Origin of the sequence: Pseudomonas sp. PS01300 (assembly GCF_029960155.1) — a bacterium.
GTDB classification, from domain to species: domain Bacteria; phylum Pseudomonadota; class Gammaproteobacteria; order Pseudomonadales; family Pseudomonadaceae; genus Aquipseudomonas; species Aquipseudomonas palmensis.
The window spans coordinates 148,419-167,504 of sequence record NZ_JASCPN010000006.1 but is presented as its reverse complement, the minus strand read 5'-3'; the positions used below and the strand labels follow the sequence as shown (position 1 = coordinate 167,504).

Here is a 19,086-nt window from a genome sequence, read left to right as displayed (position 1 = left end):
ACCGAGCGCGAGCATGTGGCAAGGCTCTGGGAGGGGTTGCAGCAGGGGGTCAAGGGCTGATCCCTGCGGCCCCTTCGCCGGCAAGGCCGGCTCCTACCGATAGCAGGCGCCGGCCTTGCCGGCGAAGGGGCCCATGAAAAGTACAACCTTGCCTCTGGAAGGTGCATTTTCCCCCCGTCACACCCATCCCATACTGGCCCTGCATCCGCCGCCAGCTGCCCACCTCGCAGCCCGGCCCGGACATCCAATAATAAGCAGGGCCCTCCATGAAAAAGCCAAACCCGCTGCTTGAAGACCTCAAGCCACTGTTGCCGACCATCGCTGCCAACGCCGCCCGTGCCGAGCAGGATCGCCAGGTACCCGCCGAAAACATCGCGCTGCTCAAGGGCATCGGCCTGCACCGCGCCTTCCAGCCCAAGCTGTATGGCGGCCTGGAAATTTCCCTGCCCGAATTCGCCGACTGCATCGCCGCGCTGGCCGGTGCCTGTGCCAGTACCGCCTGGGCCATGAGCCTGCTGTGCACCCACAGCCACCAGCTGGCGATGTTCCCGGCCCGGTTGCAGGAAGAGATCTGGGGCACCGACCGCGACGCCACTGCCAGCAGCAGCATCGCGCCGTTCGGGCGTATCGAGGAGGTCGAGGGCGGCCTGCTGTTCAGCGGCGAGATGGGCTGGAGCAGCGGCAGCGACCATGCCGAATGGGCCATCGTCGGCTGTCGCCGCGCCAACGCCGAAGGCACCCAGGACTACTGCTTCGCCGTGCTGCCGCGCAGCGACTACGTGATCCGCGACGACTGGCACGCTGCGGGCATGAAGGGCAGCGGCACCAAGACCCTGCTCATCGACAAGGCCTTCGTGCCCGAGTACCGCATCCAGAAAGCCAAGGACATGATGGAAGGCAAGTCCGCCGGCTTCGGCCTGTACCCGGACAGCAAGGTGTTCTATTCGCCGTACCGGCCGTACTTCGCCAGTGGCTTTTCCACGGTCAGCCTGGGGGTGGCCGAGCGCATGCTCCAGGCCTTCCGCGAGAAGACCGCCAACCGCGTGCGCGCCTACACCGGCGCCGCGGTTGGCGCAGCCACCCCCGCATTGATGCGCCTGGCCGAGTCCACCCACCAGGTGGCCGCCGCGCGGGCCTTTCTCGAAAAAACCTGGCAGGAGCACGCCGACCACAGCGCCCGCCACCAGTACCCCAGCCGCGAGACCCTGGCGTTCTGGCGCACCAACCAGGGCTATGCGGTGAAGATGTGCATCCAGGCCGTGGATCGCCTGTTCGAAGCCGCGGGCGGCACCGCCTGGTTCGAGGCCAACGAGATGCAGCGCCTGTGGCGCGACTCGCACATGACCGGCGCCCATGCCTACACCGACTACGACGTCTGCGCGCAGATCCTCGGTCGCGAGCTGATGGGCCTGGAGCCCGACCCGAGCATGGTGTGAACACCGCGCCCTGCCCATAACAACAACGTACGGCTGCCCTGGCGGCAGCCGGGGAGTCTTGCATGTCTACTGAACCTGCCGTGGCCTTCGACAGCCGCGCGTTCCGCCGCGCCCTGGGCAACTTCGCCACCGGCGTCACCGTGGTCACCGCCGCCGATGCCGCGGGCAACAAGGTCGGGGTCACGGCCAACAGCTTCAATTCGGTCTCGCTGGACCCGCCGCTGATCCTCTGGAGCCTGGACAAGCGCTCCAGCAGCCTCGCGGTGTTCGAGGCCGCCAGCCACTTTGCGGTGAATATCCTGGCCGCCGACCAGATCGAGCTGTCGAACAACTTCGCCAAGCCACGGGAGGACCGCTTTGCCGGCATCGAGCACCGGGCGGGCGAGGGGGGCGCACCGCTGCTGGCCGATTGCGCCGCGTGCTTCCAGTGCGAACGCCATCAGCTGCTCGACGGCGGTGACCACTGGATCATGCTGGGCAAGGTGGTAGCGTTCGACGATGGCGGGCGTTCGCCGTTGCTCTACCACCAGGGTGCGTACTCGATGGTGCTGCCGCACACCCGCATGACCCGACGCGAAGAGGGGCAGGCCCCCAGCAGCCATTTTCAGGGGCGCCTGAGCCACAACCTGTACTACCTGATGACCCAGGCGCTGCGTGCCTACCAAGCCAGTTACCAGCCGCGCCAGCTGTCCAGTGGCTTGCGCACCAGCGAGGCGCGCATGCTGATGGTGCTGGAGAACGATGCGGGGTTGAACCTGGCCGACCTGCAGCGCGAGGTGGCGATGCCGGCGCGAGAGATCGACGAGGCGGTGGCCAACCTCAAGCGCAAGGGGCTGGTGTGCGACAGCGAGGCGGCCGGGCATGTGCGCCTGAGCGTGGCCGGCATCGACCAGACCGAGGCCCTGTGGACGATTGCGCGCGAGCAGCAGGACACGGTATTTGCCGCGTTCAGCGACGAGCAGATCGAGACGTTCAAGACGGTGCTCAAGGCGGTGATTCGCGCGTGAGCCAAAGGCTTTGCCAAGGACGGCCCCTGTAGGCGCCAGCCTTGCTGGCCAAGCGCTTTCAACCCATCGGCGAGCACAGCTCCACCAGCACCCCGGCCGGGCAGCGCAAGTAGGAAACCGTCTGGCCCCAGGGCTTGCTCTGCGGCGCCCTGATTTCCTCGGCGCCGTTGACCAGGGCATTGGCGTGGGCCGCCGCGACCTTCTCGGTCACCAGCGCGATCTCCATGCCCAGGGGCTTGTGGCTGTTGCTGGCGGCAACGAAACCTTCCGGGAAATTCGACTCGCCCAGTTCCAGCGACGCGAAGGCCAGGGTGGTTGGCCCGGTGTCCAGCTCGCCGTAATCGCCGGACTCATGCAGAAAACGACGCTTGAGGCCGAAGGCATTCTCGAAGAAGCTCAACGATGCCTCGACATCGGGTACATAAACGATGGTGTAGCCCAGTTTCATACACATTCCTTGTCGGTGGTTTCTGTAGGGGCTGGCCTTGCCGGCGAAGCAGCCGGCATGGGCCTAAGCCCCGGTTTTTTTCGCTTTGGTGGCACGGGGTCGCTTGCCGGCCGTGGCGCTGCTCTTGCGCTTTTTCTTCCACGGCGCGCCGCCGCGTCCGGCCGGCACCGGCGGCCCTGAAATGCGCAGGCTCATGCCCGAGCAGCGCTCCACCTGCTTGCTCATCCACGCCGACTGCTTGGCCACGAACGCTTCCAGGCTCATTTCGCCGCTCTGCACCATGTCCAGCGCCTGCTCCCAGATCGCCGTGGTGCCAGGGTCGGCAATCGCCCTTGGCACCGCGTCGATCAGGCTGAACGCCGCCGGCGTGGCCGACAGCGCCTTGCCCTGCTTGACCAGGTAGCCCCGGTCGAGCAGGCCCTGGATGATCCCGGCGCGGGTCGCTTCGGTGCCGATGCCGGTGGTGTCCTTGAGCTTCTGTTTAAGGCGCGGGTCGTCCACCAGCTTGGCGACGTTCTTCATCGCCTTGATCAGGTCGCCTTCGGTGAAGGGCTTGGGCGGTTGGGTCCACAGGTCCTTGAGGTTGACCCCGGCCACCTCGCACAGCTGACCCTCGTGCAATGCCGGCAGCACTTGCGCCACCGGCGCCTCGCGGCCCTTGGGCGGGGTCAGGGCTTCGGGCAGCGCGCGCCGCCAGCCCGGCTCGACGATCTGCTTGCCCACCGCACGCAGCGCCTGCCCGGCGCAATCGAAGTCGGCCTGGGTGCGGTCGTATTCATGGTTGGGCAGAAACTGCGCCAGGTAGCGGGCACGAATCAGCACATACACCGACTTGTGCTTGGGCGGCAGGCGCGCCGGGTCGAGCGCGGCGGCGGTGGGGATGATGCCGTGGTGGGCGCTGACCTTGGCGTCGTTCCACGCGCGTGAGCGGCGTTGCGCCTGCAGGTGCGGCTGCAAGGGCGCCAGGCTCGGGTCGGCGCGCCCCAGCGCGGCAAGAATCGCCGGCGCCTCGGCGTGCTGGCTCAGGGGCAGGTAGCCACAGTCGCTGCGCGGGTAGGTGATGACCTTGTGGGTTTCGTACAGCGCCTGGGCGATGTCGAGGGTTTCCTGGGCGCCCAGGCCGAATTTCTTCGAGCACAGCTCCTGCAGGGTGCCCAGGTCGAAGGGCAGCGGCGCTGCCTCGCGCACGCGCTCTGTGGTCAGCGTCAAAAGGCGCGCCGTGGGCGTCGCCTGGATGGCCGCAGCCGCCTGCTGCGCGAACGCCTGGTTCAGGCAGCGGCCCTGGTCGTCGCACAGCTCGTCGGGCGCACGCCACTGGGCATTGAACACCTCGCCGGCGCTGCGCAACTGCACATCGATGGCCCAGAACGGCACCGGCACGAAATCGGCGATGCTGCGGTCGCGGTCAACCACCAGGCGCAGTGTCGGGGTTTGCACCCGGCCCACCGGCAACACGCCCTGATAGCCGGACTGGCGGCCGAGCAGGGTGAACAGCCGGCTCATGTTCATGCCGATCAGCCAGTCGGCACGCGAGCGGCCCAGGGCCGAGTGGTAAAGGTTGAAGGTGGCGGCGCCGGGTCTGAGGGCGGCCAGGGCCTTGCGGATCGAGGCGTCGTCCAGCGCCGACAGCCACAGGCGCTGGATCGGCCCGCGATAGCGGCAGTGCTCCACCAGCTCGCGGGCGATCATTTCGCCCTCGCGGTCGGCGTCGGTGGCAATCACCAGTTCGGCCGCCTCGCCGAGCAGGCGCTTGACCGCCTTGAACTGGGCGGCCGTCCTGGGTTTTACCAGCATTTTCCATTGCGCCGGGATGATCGGCAGGTCGGCCAGCGACCAGCGCTTGTAGCGGGCATCGTAGGCGTCGGGCGGGGCGGTTTCGAGCAGGTGGCCGATGCACCAGGTCACCGTGACGCCCGTGCCGACCCAGCAACCGTCGCCGCGGCGGCTGGCGCCAAGGACCTTGGCGATGTCCTTGGCCTGGGAGGGTTTTTCGCAGAGGTACAGGCGCATGGCCGAGTGAGCTCTTGGTCGGGCTGTGATGGGCCCTAGAATGCGCAGGATTGGCGATGCAGGCAAGGTTTATCTGTATGGATATACAGATGAATGTGTAGCGCTTGCCTGCCCGCCGATGCCTCAGCCGCGCGACGCTTCCAGTGCCTGGGCCAGGTCGGCCAGGATGTCGTCGCTGTGTTCGATGCCGATCGACAGGCGCACCATGTCACGCGGCACGCCGGCCTTTTCCAGCTCTTCGTCGTTCAACTGGCGATGGGTGGTGGAGGCCGGGTGGCAGGCCAGCGACTTGGCATCGCCGATGTTCACCAGGCGCACCACCAGCTTGAGTGCGTCGATGAAGCGTGCACCGGCCTCCTGGCCGCCCTTGATCCCGAACGACAGGATCGACGCCGGCTTGCCCTCGGTGTAGCGCAGCGCCAGCGCGTGCTCGGGGTGGTCCGGCAGGCCGGCGTACTTGACCCACGCCACCTGCTCGTGACCCTGGAGGTAGTGGGCCACCTTCAGGGCGTTCTCGGTGTGACGCTCCATGCGCAGGGCCAGGGTCTCCAGCCCCTGCAGGATCAGGAAGGCGTTGAACGGCGACAGCGCCGCGCCGGTGTTGCGCAGCGGCACCACGCGGCAGCGCCCGATGAACGCCGCCGGGCCGAAGGCCTCGGTGTAGGTCACGCCGTGGTAGGACGGGTCGGGGGTGTTGAGCAGGGCGAAGCGCTGCTTGTGGTCGGCCCACGGGAAGTTGCCCGAGTCGATCACGATGCCGCCGATGCTGGTGCCGTGGCCGCCGATGTACTTGGTCAGCGAGTGCACCACCACGTCGGCGCCGTGCTCGAACGGGCGGCACAGGATCGGCGTGGCCACGGTGTTGTCGACGATCAGCGGCACGCCATGGCGGTGCGCGGCATCGGCCAGCGCGCGCAGGTCGACGATGTTGCCGGCCGGGTTGCCGATCGACTCGCAGAACACCGCCTTGGTCTTGTCGTCGATCAGCGCCTCGAGGGCGGCGATGTCGTCATGGGCGGCGAAGCGGGTCTGGATGCCGAAGCGCGGCAGGGTATGGGCCAGCAGGTTGTAGGTGCCGCCATACAGCTTGGCCACCGAGACGATGTTGTCGCCGGCCTCTGCCACGGTCTGGATGGCGTAGGTGATCGCCGCCATGCCCGAGGCCACCGCCAGTGCGCCCACGCCGCCTTCCAGCGCGGCCATGCGCTGTTCCAGCACATCGTTGGTGGGGTTCATGATGCGGCTGTAGATGTTGCCGGCCACCTTGAGGTCGAACAGGTCGGCACCATGCTGGGTGTCATCGAAGGCGAACGAGGTGGTCTGGTAGATCGGCACCGCAACCGCTTTGGTGGTCGGATCGGGGCTGAAGCCCGCATGGATCGCCAAGGTTTCCAGCTTCATGATGCAGTCGTTCCTTGAAAGTCGTGGAGGCCGAAGCATGCGCGGCGCGCAAACGCGGGGTCAAGCCTTGCCCCGCTGAACGATGACCTGCGCCAGCCGGTCGGATGGTCATTGCCTGCCACCCTGCAACGGAGTCGCCCATGCTGCCCCACCTGATTGCACCCGGTTTCGCCCTGCTGGCCCTGGCCAGCACCCTGGCCATCGCCGCCGAGCCCTTGCGCATCACCGGCCTGCAGCGCTGTGGCGATGTGCTGAGCGCGGTGCAGCAGCAGTGGTGCGTGAGCACCCGCGGCCTGGCGCACGGCACGCCCGGGGTGCATCTGGACGGGCACGTGCTGCCCGCCGCCCGTGTCACCCGCGATGGCGATACGCTGCGGCTGAACCTCGATACGGCGCGGTTGGACAGCGGCCCGTTGTGGCTGCAGGACGCGGGCGGCCAGGCCAGCAACCCGGTGTGGCTGTCGCTCAAGGCCAGCCATGTGGTGCCCGCCGGGCCGGGCGAGGTGGCGAAGAACATGGACGGCCTGACCACCTATGTCGACCTGGTCAGCCTGCTGATCGAAGAGCGCCACGACGGCCTGCAGGAGGCCCGGCGCCTGGCCGACAAGTACGGCGCCAAGGTGGTGGGGGCGATCGCGCCGCTGAACGTCTACCAGCTGCGCCTGCCGGTCAGTGACCTGGTGCAGCGCGATGCCATGGTGCTGCGCCTGGGCAGCGAGGTCAGCGTGGACGCCGTGGTGATCGAGGAGTCCGCGCCGGAAAAGGGCGAGGAGCGCGAACCCGCAGATGCGCAGGCCCGGCCCGGCGGCGAGGAGTGGGCCGCCAACCGTTTCATGGACGCGGTCAACTTCTACCAGCGGCGCATCCCTGCCCGCGATGCGGCGGTACCGGTCAGCCCGGTTCGCATCGGCGTGATCGAGCGCGACGTGGATTTCGACGCCCCCGATTTCGCCGATTACCTGGGCCCGTGCCGCGGCGAGCGACCACGCACCTGCCTGTACGCGCGTGACGCCGACAAGCCCGACGGGCATGGCAGCACGGTGGCCGGGGTGCTCGCCGCGCGCTGGGAGCAGGGCGGCAATACCGGTTTTCTGCGCGGGCTCGACCCGGCCAGCCCCGGCTTCGAGGTGATCGTGGAGCGCAATTCCGACGCCGGCATCACCGCCAACATCGCCGCCTCGGTCAACCTGGTGGAGGATGGCGTGCGGGTGTTGAACTGGAGCTGGGGCATCCACCGGGTGGGGGCGAAGAACGTCGAGGGCGACGAGGTCGACTCGCTGGTGCGCTCGGGCCTGGCCATGAGCGGCTATGAAGAGCTGCTGGAGGAGTTCTTCCTGTGGCTGCGCAAGGAGCACCCGGACGTGGTGGTGATCAACTCGGCGGGCAATGGCGCGTCGTACTCGGGTACCGACGAGTACCGCCTGCCGTCCTCGTTCGTCACCGAGCAGTTGCTGGTGGTGGGCGGGCACCAGCGCAGCGAGCGCCCGGTGGCGGTGGATGATCCGGCCTATGTGGTCAAGCGCGCCGCCTCCAACATCGACGCGCGCGTGGACATCACCGCCGCCGCCTGCGTGCAGGCGTCCACTGCGCAGGCCGACCAGCGCGGCGAGGTGCACTGCGGTACCTCCTATGCCACGCCGATGGTGGCCGGGGTGGTGGCGGCCATGCTCTCGATCAACCCGCGCCTGCAGCCCGAGCAACTGCGCCTGTTGCTGCGCCGCAGCGCCATGACCCTGGGCGGCGAGGGCGACTTCGAGCCGATGGACGCCGAAGACCTGACCGCGCCGATCCTGCCGTCCGAGCGCAACTACCAGCTCAATGACAAGGACGTCGGCCGCTCGGCGCGGCTGGACATGCACAAGGCCCTGGACCTGGCGGTGCAGAGCCGCGACCGGGTGCGATGAGGGTGTCGCCTTCATCGCGGGTCCAGCCCGCTCTGCACAGTCCTGTGGGAGCGGGCTTGCCCCGCGATGGCTGCGACGCCGTTTGTGTTTGAGGTAAGCTAGCCAACCTTTTGCACCCCCTCGATGCCCTGTCACCCCCGCAGGCGATGCCCTGCCGATTGGAACCCCGATGCAGCCCACACGCAAACCCTTCCGCCTCGCCCCCGTGCGCGCCGACGTGCTCGCCGGCCTCACCACCGCCTTCGCCCTGGTGCCCGAGTGCATCGCCTTCGCCCTGGTTGCGCACCTGAACCCGCTGATGGGCCTGTACGGCGCCTTCATCATCTGCACCCTGACCGCACTGTTCGGTGGGCGCCCGGGCATGGTTTCCGGCGCCGCCGGCTCGATGGCGGTGGTGATCGTCGCGCTGGTGGTGCAGCACGGCGTGCAATACCTGCTGGCCACGGTGCTGCTGGGCGGGCTGGTGATGCTGCTGTTCGGCCTGCTGCGCCTGGGCAAGCTGGTGCGCCTGGTGCCGTACCCGGTGATGCTCGGCTTCGTCAACGGCCTGGCCATCGTGATTGCCCTGGCCCAGCTCGAACACTTCAAGTCCGGCCAGGCCTGGCTTGCCGGCAATGCGCTGTACCTGATGCTCGGCCTGGTGGCGCTGACCATGGCCATCGTCTACGTGCTGCCACGCCTGACCCGCGCCGTGCCGCCGGCGCTGGTGGCGATTCTCGGTGTGGGCCTGCTGGTGTACCTGTTCGACCTGCCCACCCGCACCCTGGGCGACATGGCGCACATTGCCGGCGGCCTGCCGGGCCTGGCCCTGCCCGAGGTGCCATGGACTCTCGACACCCTGCGCATCATCGCGCCATATGCAGTACTGATGGCCATGGTCGGCCTGCTCGAAACCCTGCTCACCCTCAACCTCACCGACGAAATCACCGAGAGCCGCGGCCACCCCGACCGCGAATGTGTGGCGCTGGGCGCGGCCAACATGGTCTCGGGCCTGTGCGGCGGCATGGGCGGCTGCGCGATGATCGGGCAGACCGTGATCAACCTCGGCTCCGGCGGGCGCGGTCGGCTGTCGGGCGTCGTGGCCGGGGTGATGATCCTGATGTTCGTGCTGTTTCTCGCGCCGCTGATCGAACGCATTCCGCTGGCGGCACTGGTGGGGGTGATGTTCGTGGTGGCGCAGCAGACCTTCGCCTGGGCATCGCTGCGGGTGCTGCACAAGGTGCCGGTGAACGACGTGCTGACCATCGTGGCGGTCACCGTGGTCACGGTGTTCACCGACCTGGCGGCTGCCGTGATGTTCGGCATCATCATCGCCGCCCTGAACTTTGCCTGGAAGCAGGCCCGCGAGCTGTACGCCGACAGCGACGTGCACGCCGACGGCAGCAAGCTGTATCGCGTGCACGGCACCCTGTTCTTTGCGTCGGTCACCACCTTTCTGAACCAGTTCACCCCGGCCGACGACCCGGCCGAGGTGACCCTGGACTGCGCCCACCTGCGGGTGGTCGACTACTCGGCGATCGCTGCCATCAAGACCCTGCGCGAGCGCTATGCCAAGGCCGGCAAGCACCTGCGCGTGGTGCACCTGACCGAGCGCTGCAAGCAACTGCTCAGGCGTGCGGGGGAGCAGCACACCGCCTGAGCCCACGCGCATTTTTAAGGATCTGCTGATGGTCCGCGCTGCGGCATGTGCCTGAACATTGGCCTGTCACGGGAGTGACGTTCTCTGACGGCAAGCCTGTTGATTGGAGGAGTCTTTCGAAGCGGTGGATGGGCTATGGCACGCCTGCGTGGGAGGGGTGAGTGATGAATCAGTCGGCGCTTTACGTGGTCTCGACGCCCGTCGCGAGTACGTCGTTGCAGTCGGACCTCGGAAGGGCCCTGGAGCGGGATCAGTTCGAACTGCATTATCAACCGCTCTACCGCGTCGATCAGGGCCGCCCCTACATCGCGGGTGTCGAGGCGCTGCTGCGCTGGCGATCTGCCGGGCAACTGGTGCCGCCGCTGGCGTTCATCCCCACCCTTGAAGCCACCGGGCAGATCGTGCCGGTTGGCGAGTGGGTGCTGCAGCGCGCCTGTCGACAGGTCCGCGACTGGCAGCTGGCCGGGCAGGGGCAGCTGCACTGTTCGGTCAACGTCTCCAGCCTGCAGCTGGAGCAGGTCGGCTTCGCCGCCTCGGTGCGGCGCGTTCTGCAGGCCTGCGGGCTGCCGCCGGCGAGCCTGATCCTGGAAATCACCGAAAGCCAGTGGGTCAGCGACAGTGCCCAGGTCAAGGCCTGCCTCGATGAACTGGTGAGCATGGGCGTGCGGCTGGCGCTGGATGATTTTGGCACCGGCTACTCAGCCCTGAGTTGCCTGCTGCGTTTTCCATTGAGCATCCTCAAGGTCGACAGGAGCTTCGTCAGCGGCCAGCCCCAGAGCGGCAAGCTGCACGCGATCTGTCGTGCAATCATCGGGCTGGGGTGCGAGCTGGGCTTCGAAGTGGTTGCCGAAGGCGTCGAGGAGGCTGACCACCTGGACTTCATCGTGGGCCAGGGCTGCCATTACGCGCAGGGTTACCTGCTCAGTCGGCCCTTGCCGCCGACGGAGTTGCAACGCCTGTTCAACTAGCGGCTGCCACCGCCACGCAAGGGCGCCTGGCCGCTCGGAGTGTGGGCGTACCTCGATCGCCGATCATCGGAGGGCGGTGTGCAGGCCCGTTTTCAGGCTTGCCTGATAGGCTATTTCAAACGCCCTCATTAAAGTCCCCACCAGCAACGACGCGGAGTCGGGTGCCTCCGATTTTCTGCTTGTTTCTATGAGGGATTGAACATGCTGCTTAGAAATTTCAGGCTGGGCCATCGAGCAATACTGGTGTTTTTCGTATTGAACGTGCTGGTCATTGTCCTGGGTGTGGTTTCCATCATGCAAATGGGCCGAGTGCGTGCCGCTGCCCTGGAAATCGAGAAGAACTGGATGGAAAGTGTGCGCCAGGGAGGCGCGATCGACGCGCTGGTGCTGCGCCTGCGGCTTGAAAGCTATCGCCTCCTCAGTACCAATGACCCAGCGATCAGGAAGATGTCCATCGAGACCATCACCGGTGCACGCAGCGAGCTCGACAAGGCGGTCACCGACTATCGTCACCAGGTGTCCAGCCCGGACGAACAAGCGGCCTACGACGATGTCAAGACAGGGATCGCCAACTACATAGGGCAGCTGGACAGCTTTCTGGAGCGGGTGCAGGCCGACCACGCCGCCGAAGCCACCGAGTACCTCAACCAGACGACTCGGCCGCTGGCGAACAGCCTGCAGGTCGTTATCGGCAAGATGATGGACATCAACCGCGAAGGTGCCCGCCAATCGGGGATCGAGTCCGAGGCCATCTATCAGAGCTCGGTGAAGACCGTGATCGTGATCATCAGCGTGGTCGTGGTGTTGAGCATCCTGATGGGGGTTCTGTTTGCGCGCAGCATCACCGTACCGTTGCTGGCGGTGCTGGGGATCAACCAGCGGATTGCCGAAGGCGACCTGCGCAGTGTCGTGCCGATGTCCGGCAAGGACGAGCTGACCGACCTGATGGCCTCGACCGCGAGCATGCAGGCCAGCCTGCGTGACACCATTCGTCTGATGGGCGACTCGTCGAACCAGTTGGCCGCTGCGGCCGAACAGATGCATTCGGTGGCCGAGGAATCGAGCCGCGGGCTGCAGCAGCAGAGCGATGAAATCGAACAGGCCGCCACCGCCGTGAACGAGATGACGGTTGCGGTCGAAGAGGTGGCGCGCAACGCAGCCTCCGCGTCGGAAGTCACCCAGCAATCCGCCAGTTCGACCCGCACCGGTTCCGAGCGGGTGACCCAGGCGGTTGTCGCCATCCAGAACCTGACAACGATTGTCGAGTCCACCAGCGGGGAAGTCGAAGGCCTTGCGAACAGGGCACAGAACATCAGCAAGGTGCTGGACGTGATTCGCGCGATTGCCGAGCAGACCAACCTGCTGGCCCTCAATGCTGCCATCGAGGCTGCCAGGGCCGGTGACCAGGGGCGCGGGTTCGCCGTGGTGGCCGACGAGGTGAGGGCACTGGCCCACCGCACCCAGGAGTCCACCAAGGAAATCGAGACCATGATCGCCGACATCCAGGCGGGGGCCGAGCAGGCGGTAACGGCGATGTCGCAAAGCCGCGTCAATGCACAGGACACCCTGGGGATCGCGCAGGAAGCCGGCGCCGCACTGGATGCGATTGCCCGTTCGATCACCGAGATCAACGACCGCAACTTCCTGATTGCAACCGCTTCCGAAGAGCAGGCGCAGGTGGCACGTTCGGTGGACCACAACCTGGTGAGCATTCGCGATCACTCGGTGCAGACCTCCGACGGCGCCAGCCAGACGGCCACTGCAAGCAACGAGCTGTCCAGGCTGGCGATTGCCATGGCCGACCTGACCCGGCGTTTCACCACGTGAAACCGCGCCGGTGCACCAGCCGACATGCGCATTCGCGGCGGTACATCGAGCTGAGCCAAGCGCCCTGGCTGTGCTGGGGCGCATTTTTAAGGCTTGCCTGATAGTGCTGCGCAGCAAAGGGCACTTAAGCTGGCGCCATGAAATTGAAGCATTTCCTGCAACCCACCGACTCGTTCTTCTCCACCCCCAAGGCCGTGCGCCGGCTGCTGCGATTGTTCGCCCAGTTGCTGGTGCTGGGCATGGTGGTGGGTGCGATCATTTCCCTGAGCTCGATTCTCAGAAACGAAGTTTCCCGTCGTCAGGGGCTCATGAGCGATGCCATCGCCAATGCACGGGTGTTCTTCACCCAGCGCGAGGCGCTGCTCAAGAGCCTCGCGCTGTCGGCGGTGGCGAAGCCACCTGGGCAACAGTTCGCGGTGGCGCAGCAGGTCGGCCACCGACAGCCCGATGACGATCTCCGCTGGGACCTGCAGTTGTCCGGGCGCATGGTGGATTTCCTCACGACAAACCGCATCAACCTGCTGTACGTCGCCGATCAGGTGGCGGCCCGCGTGGTGTACCTGAACCGCACGGTCAGCTTCGATACGCCGATCCCTGGCGCGGTGCTGAGCCGCCTGCAGCGTATTGATCCCACCCTGCCCGAGGCGGACCAGGCGGTCTGGCTCAGCGATCAGCAGGCGTCGACGCCGCGGCTGTATCTGTTCGTGCGGGTGGATTTCCACCAGCCCCGATCGGGCTGGCTCGGCATGGAGATGGATGCCAGCGACGTGGCCAGCACGCTGCACGATGACACGGCAGGGCAGTTCATGATGCTCAACCCCAGAGGCGATGTGATGATGCGCAGCGTGTCGAGCGTGTACCCGTCGCTGCCCTTGCCGAAGCTGGAGACAGGCCATGACTTCGGCTTCTCCGGGGAAGGCTTCTGGCCCGACCAGCTGGTGATGCGCAAGAAGCTGGGCTACTCGGATTGGAAGCTGTTCTATGCCATTGGGCTGAAGGCCTTGCTCAAGGTGTTGTGGTGGCCGTTGCTGGCTGCCAGCGCCCTGATCCTGCTGATCGGCGTGCTGGTGGGGCGCCTGGTGACGCGCGTCGAACGGCGCCTGATCACCCCGGCGACCCAGCGCATCGATGCACTGATCGAAAGTGAAGCGTTCAACCGCGCGATCATCCAGACCGCCCCGGTGGCGCTGTGCGTGCTGCGCCGCGCGGATGGCCAGGTGGTACTGGAGAACACCTTGTCGCAGCAGTGGCTGGGCGAGTGCAAGGAGCGCGAGCGCCTGTGCCACGGCTGGATCGAACAAGCCTTCAGCGACCGCGAAATCGTCCAGTCCGACGAGTTCCAGGCCGGCGACGGTCGCCACCTGCACCTGAGTTTCGTGCGCACCCGCTACAACGGCGAGGATGTGCTGTTCTGCGCCTTCAGCGATATCAGTACGCGCAAGCAGGCCGAGGCCGCGATGACCATGGCCAAGCAGATGGCCGATGCCGCCAACGAAGCCAAGACACTGTTCCTGGCGACCATGAGTCACGAGATACGCACGCCGTTGTATGGCGTGCTCGGAACCCTGGAGCTGCTGGCCCGTACCGAGCTGAGGGGGCCGCAGAAAGACTACCTGCACGCCATCGAGAGTTCCTCGGCAGCGCTGCTCAACCTGGTGTGCGATGTTCTCGATGTGGCCAAGATCGAAGCCGGTCAGTTGGCCCTGGAGGCCAGCGAGTTCTCGCCGCTGGAGCTGATCCACGACGTGACCCAGAGCTACGCCGGTGCTGCGCGCAGCAAGGGGTTGTATCTGTATGCCTTCGTCGACCCGCACATGCCGGCGCTGTTGCGCGGCGACATAACGCGCATCCGCCAGGTGCTGAACAACCTGCTCAACAATGCGGTGAAGTTCACCGAGAGCGGGCAGATCGTACTGCGTGCCAAGGTCGGCTCGATGACCGAGGAACGGGCCGACATCCTCTGGCAGGTCAGCGACAGCGGCCCGGGCATTGCCCCGGACGACCAGGCCTTGCTGTTCGAGCCGTTCTACCAGTCCTCGACCAAGACCAACGTGGTGCCCGGCACCGGCCTGGGCCTGTCCATCTGCCAGCGCCTGGCCGCCTTGATGAACGGCAGCATCCGCGTGGTCAGCGCCGTGGGCCTGGGCAGCAGCTTTACCTTGAGCATTCCGCTGGGGCGTTCGTACCCGATGCCGGCGAGCGATACACCGCGCCTGGCCGACGAGATGATCTACGTGCATTCCCCGGTGCTGGAAATGGCCGAATACGTCAGTGGCTGGCTACGGCGCTGGGGCGCACAGACCCATATCGGGCTGCCACCCGAGATCCAGGCCGCGCATGACGTGCTGCTGGTGGAGGCCCACCCGCACACCGCGCACCCCGTCCTGCTGGAGTGGAGCGGGCCGCGTGTAGTGATATGCCCGCAGGAGTGCGAGCCGCCGTCGCAGCAACGCTACTGGCGGGTCAAGCTCAACGACCTGAACGGGCTGCTGGCGGCCGTCAGCCAGGCCCAGGGCATCGCACCCCCGGCGCCTGGCCGGATCGAGCACGAGATCACCCGGCAACTGGACCTGAGGGTACTGGTCGCCGAAGACAATGTGATCAACCAGCTGATCGTCAAGGACCAGCTGGAAGAGCTGGGGTGCAGCGTGGGCCTGGCCCGCGATGGGCATGAGGCCCTGGCGCTGTGGCAGAACGAGATGTTCGACGTGGTGCTCACCGACATCAACATGCCACGCATGAACGGCTATGACCTGGCCAAGGCCCTTCGTCGTCAGGGCTGCGTGGTGCCCATCATCGGTGCCACGGCCAATGCCATGCGCGACGAGGGCGATCGGTGCCTGGCGGTAGGCATGCAGCAGCTGCTGGTCAAACCCTTCGGCCTCGGTGCGCTGTTCACCTGCCTGCAGCACTGCCAGCGTGAAGAGAGGCGAGCGTGACGTCGTTGGCCAGAAGCTACCTACGCCTCGGTATCGGCTTGCTGCTTGGCGTTGCCCTGATCTTCCTGCTGGCGATGACCCACGAGCAATGGGCGGCGCAGTACTGCGTCGATTGCGTCAGCTTCATCCGTGGGGCGAATTTACCGCTGCTGCGCATCGTGCTGGCATTTGCGTTGCTCAGCGCCCTGCTGGGGTGGCTGTACTACCACTATCGCCGGCAGGTCATCGCGCCGGCTCGCCAGGCCCGGAGCGAGCTGCTCGACAGCCAGGCGTTCAGCCTGGCGGTGATCGAAAGTGCACCTGCCGGGCTGATTGTCATCCGCCTGCACGACCACCAGGTGGTGGTGGAAAATCAGCGTGCCAAGGACAGTCGCGAAGTGGCGCAGTCCATCGTCGAGATGGCGCGCCAACCCGGCATCGAACTGTGCGGCGAGGCGAGCATGGTGCTGCAGGGTCGCTGTTACCGGCTCAGTTTCTCCTCGACCCGCTACCAGGACCAGCAGGTTCTGCTGTGCGCGTTCACCGACGTCACCGAACACCTGGAACGCGCGGTGGCCTTGAGCCAGGCCAAGTCCATGGCCGACAAGGCCAGTGAAGCCAAGACCCTCTTCCTGGCGACCATGAGCCACGAGATCCGCACCCCGCTGTACGGCGTATTGGGCACCCTGGAGCTGCTCGGCCTGACCGGCCTCGACCAGCGCCAGATGGATTACCTCAGCATCATCCAGCGCTCGTCCTCCACATTGTTGCAACTGATCAGCGATGTGCTGGACGTGTCCAGGATCGAGTCGGGTCAACTCACCCTTGAGTCGGTGGCCTTTTCGCCATTGGGCCTGATCGAGGACGTGATGTCCGCGCACATCGCCAACGCGCGTGCCAAGGGCCTGCAGATCTATGCCTGCGTGGCACCGGAAATACCCGACCAGCTGGTCGGGGACGAGGTGCGCATCTGGCAGATCCTCAACAACCTGCTGGGCAACGCGATCAAGTTCACCGACATCGGGCGGGTTGTGCTGCGCTGTCGCGTGGCCAGGGGCGAAGGGCAAGACATCACGCTGGAACTTCAGGTCACCGACACCGGCATCGGCATTTCCCCGGAGCAGCAGCTGCACCTGTTCGAGCCGTTCTATCAGGCCCGCGCGAGCAACCTTGTCAGCGGCACCGGGCTTGGCCTGTCGATCTGCAGCCGCTTCAGTGCGTTGATGGGCGGCGAGGTGAAGGTGGTCAGCGAACAGGGGTTGGGCAGCAGTTTCACGGTGCGCCTGCCGTTCGTGCTGCCGGACACGCCGTTGCCGGCAGAACCTGGCATCGACCTCGGCGGCGTGCAGGTGTACGTGCGTGCGCCCGTGCTGGAGCTGGCCGAGAACATCGGCAGCTGGCTGCTGCGCTGGCATGCCACGGTTACGGTGCTCAGCGCCGCGCAGCACGAGGTGCACAGCGGGGCGCTGCTGGTCGAGGTACTGGGCAACGGCAAGTGGCTGCCGGACTGGAACGGCCGGCGCCTGTTGTGCGACTACGACGGCCCGCAGGTTCCCGAGCCGATGGAGGCGGGCTGGCGCGTCAGCGCCAATCATGTGCGGGCGATTGCCGGCGCCGTGCTGATGGAAAAGAACGGCGTCACCGAGCCCGCGCCGCCTGGCGCAGCCCCTGCCTTGCCGGCGCTTGGCCTGCAGGTGCTGGTGGCCGAGGACAACCTGATCAACCAGGCCATTCTCAAGGAACAACTCGAAGCCCTGGGCTGCACCGTGGAACTGGCCAGCGATGGCCAGCAGGCGCTGCAGCAGTGGCGCAAGTACCGCTTCGACGTGCTGCTGACCGATGTCAACATGCCGGTCATGAACGGCTACGAGCTGGCGCGCGCGATACGCCTGCAGAACGCCAAGGCGCCGATCATCGGCGTTACCGCCAATGCCATGCGCGACGAGGGCGAGCGTTGCCAGGCAGCGGGCATGACCTGCTGGGTGGTCAAGCCGCTGAGCCTGACCACCTTGCGCAACCTGCTGCTCAATGTCACCCCGGCGCTGGCGCACGAGGAGGCCGGGCGCCAGCCTTCGCTAGAGCTGTCGGTGCAGTTGGCCGAGGCGGAGTCATCGGCAGCGGGCATCGTGTTGTCGCCGGCCATGCGCGACCTGTTTTTGAGTACCATGGAGAAGGACATCCGCGCCATTCGCCTGGCCCTGGCGGCCGGCGAGCAAACCGACGTCCTGCACAAAGTGCATGGTGTCAGTGGCGCACTGTCGGTGGTGCAGGCGCACGTGCTGGCCAGGCTGTTCGGTGAGCTTGAGCACCGCCTGCGCGCGCCCAGCCTGCAGCTCACCTTGATTGACGATATTCACCAGGCGCTCGACCGGCTCTGCGACTTGATGAGGTCGGTATGACCCGGGCCGAGACTTGCCACACTTTGTGCACACCGGAGCGATCATGCATAAAATCACCGTAGTCATCGCCGATGACCACCCGATCGTGCTGTTTGGCGTACGCGAACTCATCAAGTCCGACCCGCGCTTCGAGGTGGTTGGCGAAGCGGGCAGCTCCACCGAACTGATCAACGTGCTGCACGACAAGCAGCCCCAGATCCTGATCACCGACTACAACATGCCGGAGAGTTCCCAGTATGGCGACGGCCTGCGGCTGATCACCTACCTGACGCGCAACTTCCCCGCGCTGCGCGTGCTGGTGCTGACGATGGTGTCCAACAGCCTCATCCTCACGCGGCTTTACAATCTGGGCGTGGCGGGCGTGATCGACAAGCGCACGGTGAACGAAGAGTTGCTGCGCGCACTGGAAGCCTTGAGCCAGAACCGCATCTACAAGCTGGCGCCGGCGAACCGGAACTCGGTGATCGACAACGGCTACCAGATCGACGAGCGCATGGCTTCGCTTTCCACCCGCGAAGTGGAGATCCTGCGTCTGTTCGTGGCGGGCATGAGCCTGCGCGACATCGCGATCAATCAGAATCGCAGCCCCAAGACCATCAGCACGCAAAAGATCGCGGCCATGCGCAAGCTGGATGTGCGCAGCGACCAGGAGCTGATCTCGTACTGCCTGGAGGCCAACCTGTTCCAGTAGGTGTGCCCGCGTTTTCAGGTTTGCCTGATGGCACGGGGCCCGGCTGTATCGTTCAATGGCGTCAAGCGACGGCAGCATTCCACAGGAGGCAATCATGGCGCCCGATCTTGAGCAGCGATGCCCCGACAGCGTGCGGACAATCTTCATTTCACACAGCGAGACAGCGGATGTTCGCCAGTTCATAGGGCAGTACATCGACAGCCGTTGCCTGCGTTGCAGCCCTGCGGTGTGGAACATGGTCCTCGCCGTACTGGCGGACTACCCGGGTGAAGCACCGGTGCGCCTGTACGAGCTCAATGCCTGGCTTGACCACACACTGAGCAGGCGCCCCTTTTACCGGCCAAGTGCACACCTGCTGCAGCTGGTGGTCAGCAATCAGCACATCCCTGCACCCAGCGACCGGGTCGGCGGGGCGTCGACCGTGCAGTAATCGCGCGA

13 protein-coding genes are annotated in these 19,086 nt (G+C 66.0%); 10 read left to right on the top strand and 3 right to left on the bottom strand.

Features of this window, described 5'->3' with window-relative positions; translation table 11 throughout:
- The first annotated feature begins 266 nt into the window (after nucleotides 1-266).
- Both QMX96_RS05985 and QMX96_RS05980 read left to right on the top strand, forming a co-directional pair.
- Nucleotides 267-1,436, top strand: a complete 1,170-nt coding sequence (locus QMX96_RS05985; protein WP_043861112.1) for a p-hydroxyphenylacetate 3-hydroxylase oxygenase component — start codon at nucleotides 267-269, stop codon at nucleotides 1,434-1,436.
- A 62-nt stretch (nucleotides 1,437-1,498) separates the two neighbouring features.
- Nucleotides 1,499-2,443 carry a p-hydroxyphenylacetate 3-hydroxylase reductase component gene (locus QMX96_RS05980; RefSeq protein WP_043861111.1) on the top strand — a complete coding sequence of 315 codons (945 nt, stop codon included), beginning with the start codon at nucleotides 1,499-1,501 and terminating at the stop codon, nucleotides 2,441-2,443.
- A gap of 58 nt (nucleotides 2,444-2,501) precedes the next feature.
- Here the strand turns inward: QMX96_RS05980 and QMX96_RS05975 are convergent, their stop codons facing one another.
- From QMX96_RS05975 to QMX96_RS05965, 3 genes are all read right to left on the bottom strand, one after another.
- A complete protein-coding gene (locus QMX96_RS05975) occupies nucleotides 2,502-2,891 on the bottom strand; it encodes a VOC family protein (RefSeq protein ID WP_054916504.1) in 390 nt (129 codons plus the stop codon).
- A 63-nt stretch (nucleotides 2,892-2,954) separates the two neighbouring features.
- Nucleotides 2,955-4,901 carry a DNA topoisomerase III gene (locus QMX96_RS05970; protein WP_229590248.1) on the bottom strand — a complete coding sequence of 649 codons (1,947 nt, stop codon included), beginning with the start codon at nucleotides 4,899-4,901 and terminating at the stop codon, nucleotides 2,955-2,957.
- 123 nt (nucleotides 4,902-5,024) lie between these two features.
- Nucleotides 5,025-6,302: a bifunctional O-acetylhomoserine aminocarboxypropyltransferase/cysteine synthase gene (locus tag QMX96_RS05965; protein WP_054916502.1), complete on the bottom strand. Its 1,278-nt coding sequence runs from the start codon at nucleotides 6,300-6,302 to the stop codon at nucleotides 5,025-5,027.
- Between the two features lie 140 nt (nucleotides 6,303-6,442).
- Here QMX96_RS05965 and QMX96_RS05960 point away from each other — a divergent pair, with 140 nt between their 5' ends.
- The 8 genes from QMX96_RS05960 to QMX96_RS05925 all read left to right on the top strand — a co-directional run bounded on the left by QMX96_RS05960 (nucleotide 6,443) and on the right by QMX96_RS05925 (nucleotide 19,078).
- A complete protein-coding gene (locus QMX96_RS05960) occupies nucleotides 6,443-8,206 on the top strand; it encodes a S8/S53 family peptidase (protein ID WP_282361363.1) in 1,764 nt (587 codons plus the stop codon).
- Between the two features lie 169 nt (nucleotides 8,207-8,375).
- Nucleotides 8,376-9,845 carry a SulP family inorganic anion transporter gene (locus QMX96_RS05955; RefSeq protein ID WP_282361362.1) on the top strand — a complete coding sequence of 490 codons (1,470 nt, stop codon included), beginning with the start codon at nucleotides 8,376-8,378 and terminating at the stop codon, nucleotides 9,843-9,845.
- Between the two features lie 164 nt (nucleotides 9,846-10,009).
- Nucleotides 10,010-10,813: an EAL domain-containing protein gene (locus tag QMX96_RS05950; RefSeq protein ID WP_088514871.1), complete on the top strand. Its 804-nt coding sequence runs from the start codon at nucleotides 10,010-10,012 to the stop codon at nucleotides 10,811-10,813.
- A gap of 201 nt (nucleotides 10,814-11,014) precedes the next feature.
- A complete protein-coding gene (locus tag QMX96_RS05945) occupies nucleotides 11,015-12,640 on the top strand; it encodes a methyl-accepting chemotaxis protein (protein ID WP_282361361.1) in 1,626 nt (541 codons plus the stop codon).
- A 137-nt stretch (nucleotides 12,641-12,777) separates the two neighbouring features.
- Nucleotides 12,778-15,579 (top strand): ATP-binding protein, encoded by a 2,802-nt coding sequence (locus tag QMX96_RS05940; protein WP_282361360.1) that lies wholly within the window; start codon nucleotides 12,778-12,780, stop codon nucleotides 15,577-15,579.
- A complete protein-coding gene (locus QMX96_RS05935) occupies nucleotides 15,576-17,957 on the top strand; it encodes an ATP-binding protein (RefSeq protein ID WP_282361359.1) in 2,382 nt (793 codons plus the stop codon). Before QMX96_RS05940 ends, QMX96_RS05935 begins: the two co-directional genes overlap by 4 nt.
- A 43-nt stretch (nucleotides 17,958-18,000) precedes the next feature.
- Nucleotides 18,001-18,648: a response regulator gene (locus tag QMX96_RS05930; protein WP_043861102.1), complete on the top strand. Its 648-nt coding sequence runs from the start codon at nucleotides 18,001-18,003 to the stop codon at nucleotides 18,646-18,648.
- Between the two features lie 94 nt (nucleotides 18,649-18,742).
- Complete coding sequence (locus tag QMX96_RS05925) at nucleotides 18,743-19,078, top strand: hypothetical protein (protein WP_058540413.1); 336 nt, start codon at nucleotides 18,743-18,745, stop codon at nucleotides 19,076-19,078.
- Nucleotides 19,079-19,086: the final 8 nt, after the last annotated feature.

Coding starts and splice junctions, on each gene's coding strand:
- QMX96_RS05965 (WP_054916502.1), bottom strand. CDS start 6,302: ATGAAGCTGGAAACCTTGGCGATCCATGCGGGCTTCAGCCCCGATCCG.
- QMX96_RS05955 (WP_282361362.1), top strand. CDS start 8,376: ATGCAGCCCACACGCAAACCCTTCCGCCTCGCCCCCGTGCGCGCCGAC.
- QMX96_RS05930 (WP_043861102.1), top strand. CDS start 18,001: ATGCATAAAATCACCGTAGTCATCGCCGATGACCACCCGATCGTGCTG.
- QMX96_RS05975 (WP_054916504.1), bottom strand. CDS start 2,891: ATGAAACTGGGCTACACCATCGTTTATGTACCCGATGTCGAGGCATCG.
- QMX96_RS05945 (WP_282361361.1), top strand. CDS start 11,015: ATGCTGCTTAGAAATTTCAGGCTGGGCCATCGAGCAATACTGGTGTTT.
- QMX96_RS05970 (WP_229590248.1), bottom strand. CDS start 4,901: ATGCGCCTGTACCTCTGCGAAAAACCCTCCCAGGCCAAGGACATCGCC.
- QMX96_RS05950 (WP_088514871.1), top strand. CDS start 10,010: ATGAATCAGTCGGCGCTTTACGTGGTCTCGACGCCCGTCGCGAGTACG.
- QMX96_RS05960 (WP_282361363.1), top strand. CDS start 6,443: ATGCTGCCCCACCTGATTGCACCCGGTTTCGCCCTGCTGGCCCTGGCC.
- QMX96_RS05980 (WP_043861111.1), top strand. CDS start 1,499: ATGTCTACTGAACCTGCCGTGGCCTTCGACAGCCGCGCGTTCCGCCGC.
- QMX96_RS05925 (WP_058540413.1), top strand. CDS start 18,743: ATGGCGCCCGATCTTGAGCAGCGATGCCCCGACAGCGTGCGGACAATC.
- QMX96_RS05985 (WP_043861112.1), top strand. CDS start 267: ATGAAAAAGCCAAACCCGCTGCTTGAAGACCTCAAGCCACTGTTGCCG.
- QMX96_RS05940 (WP_282361360.1), top strand. CDS start 12,778: ATGAAATTGAAGCATTTCCTGCAACCCACCGACTCGTTCTTCTCCACC.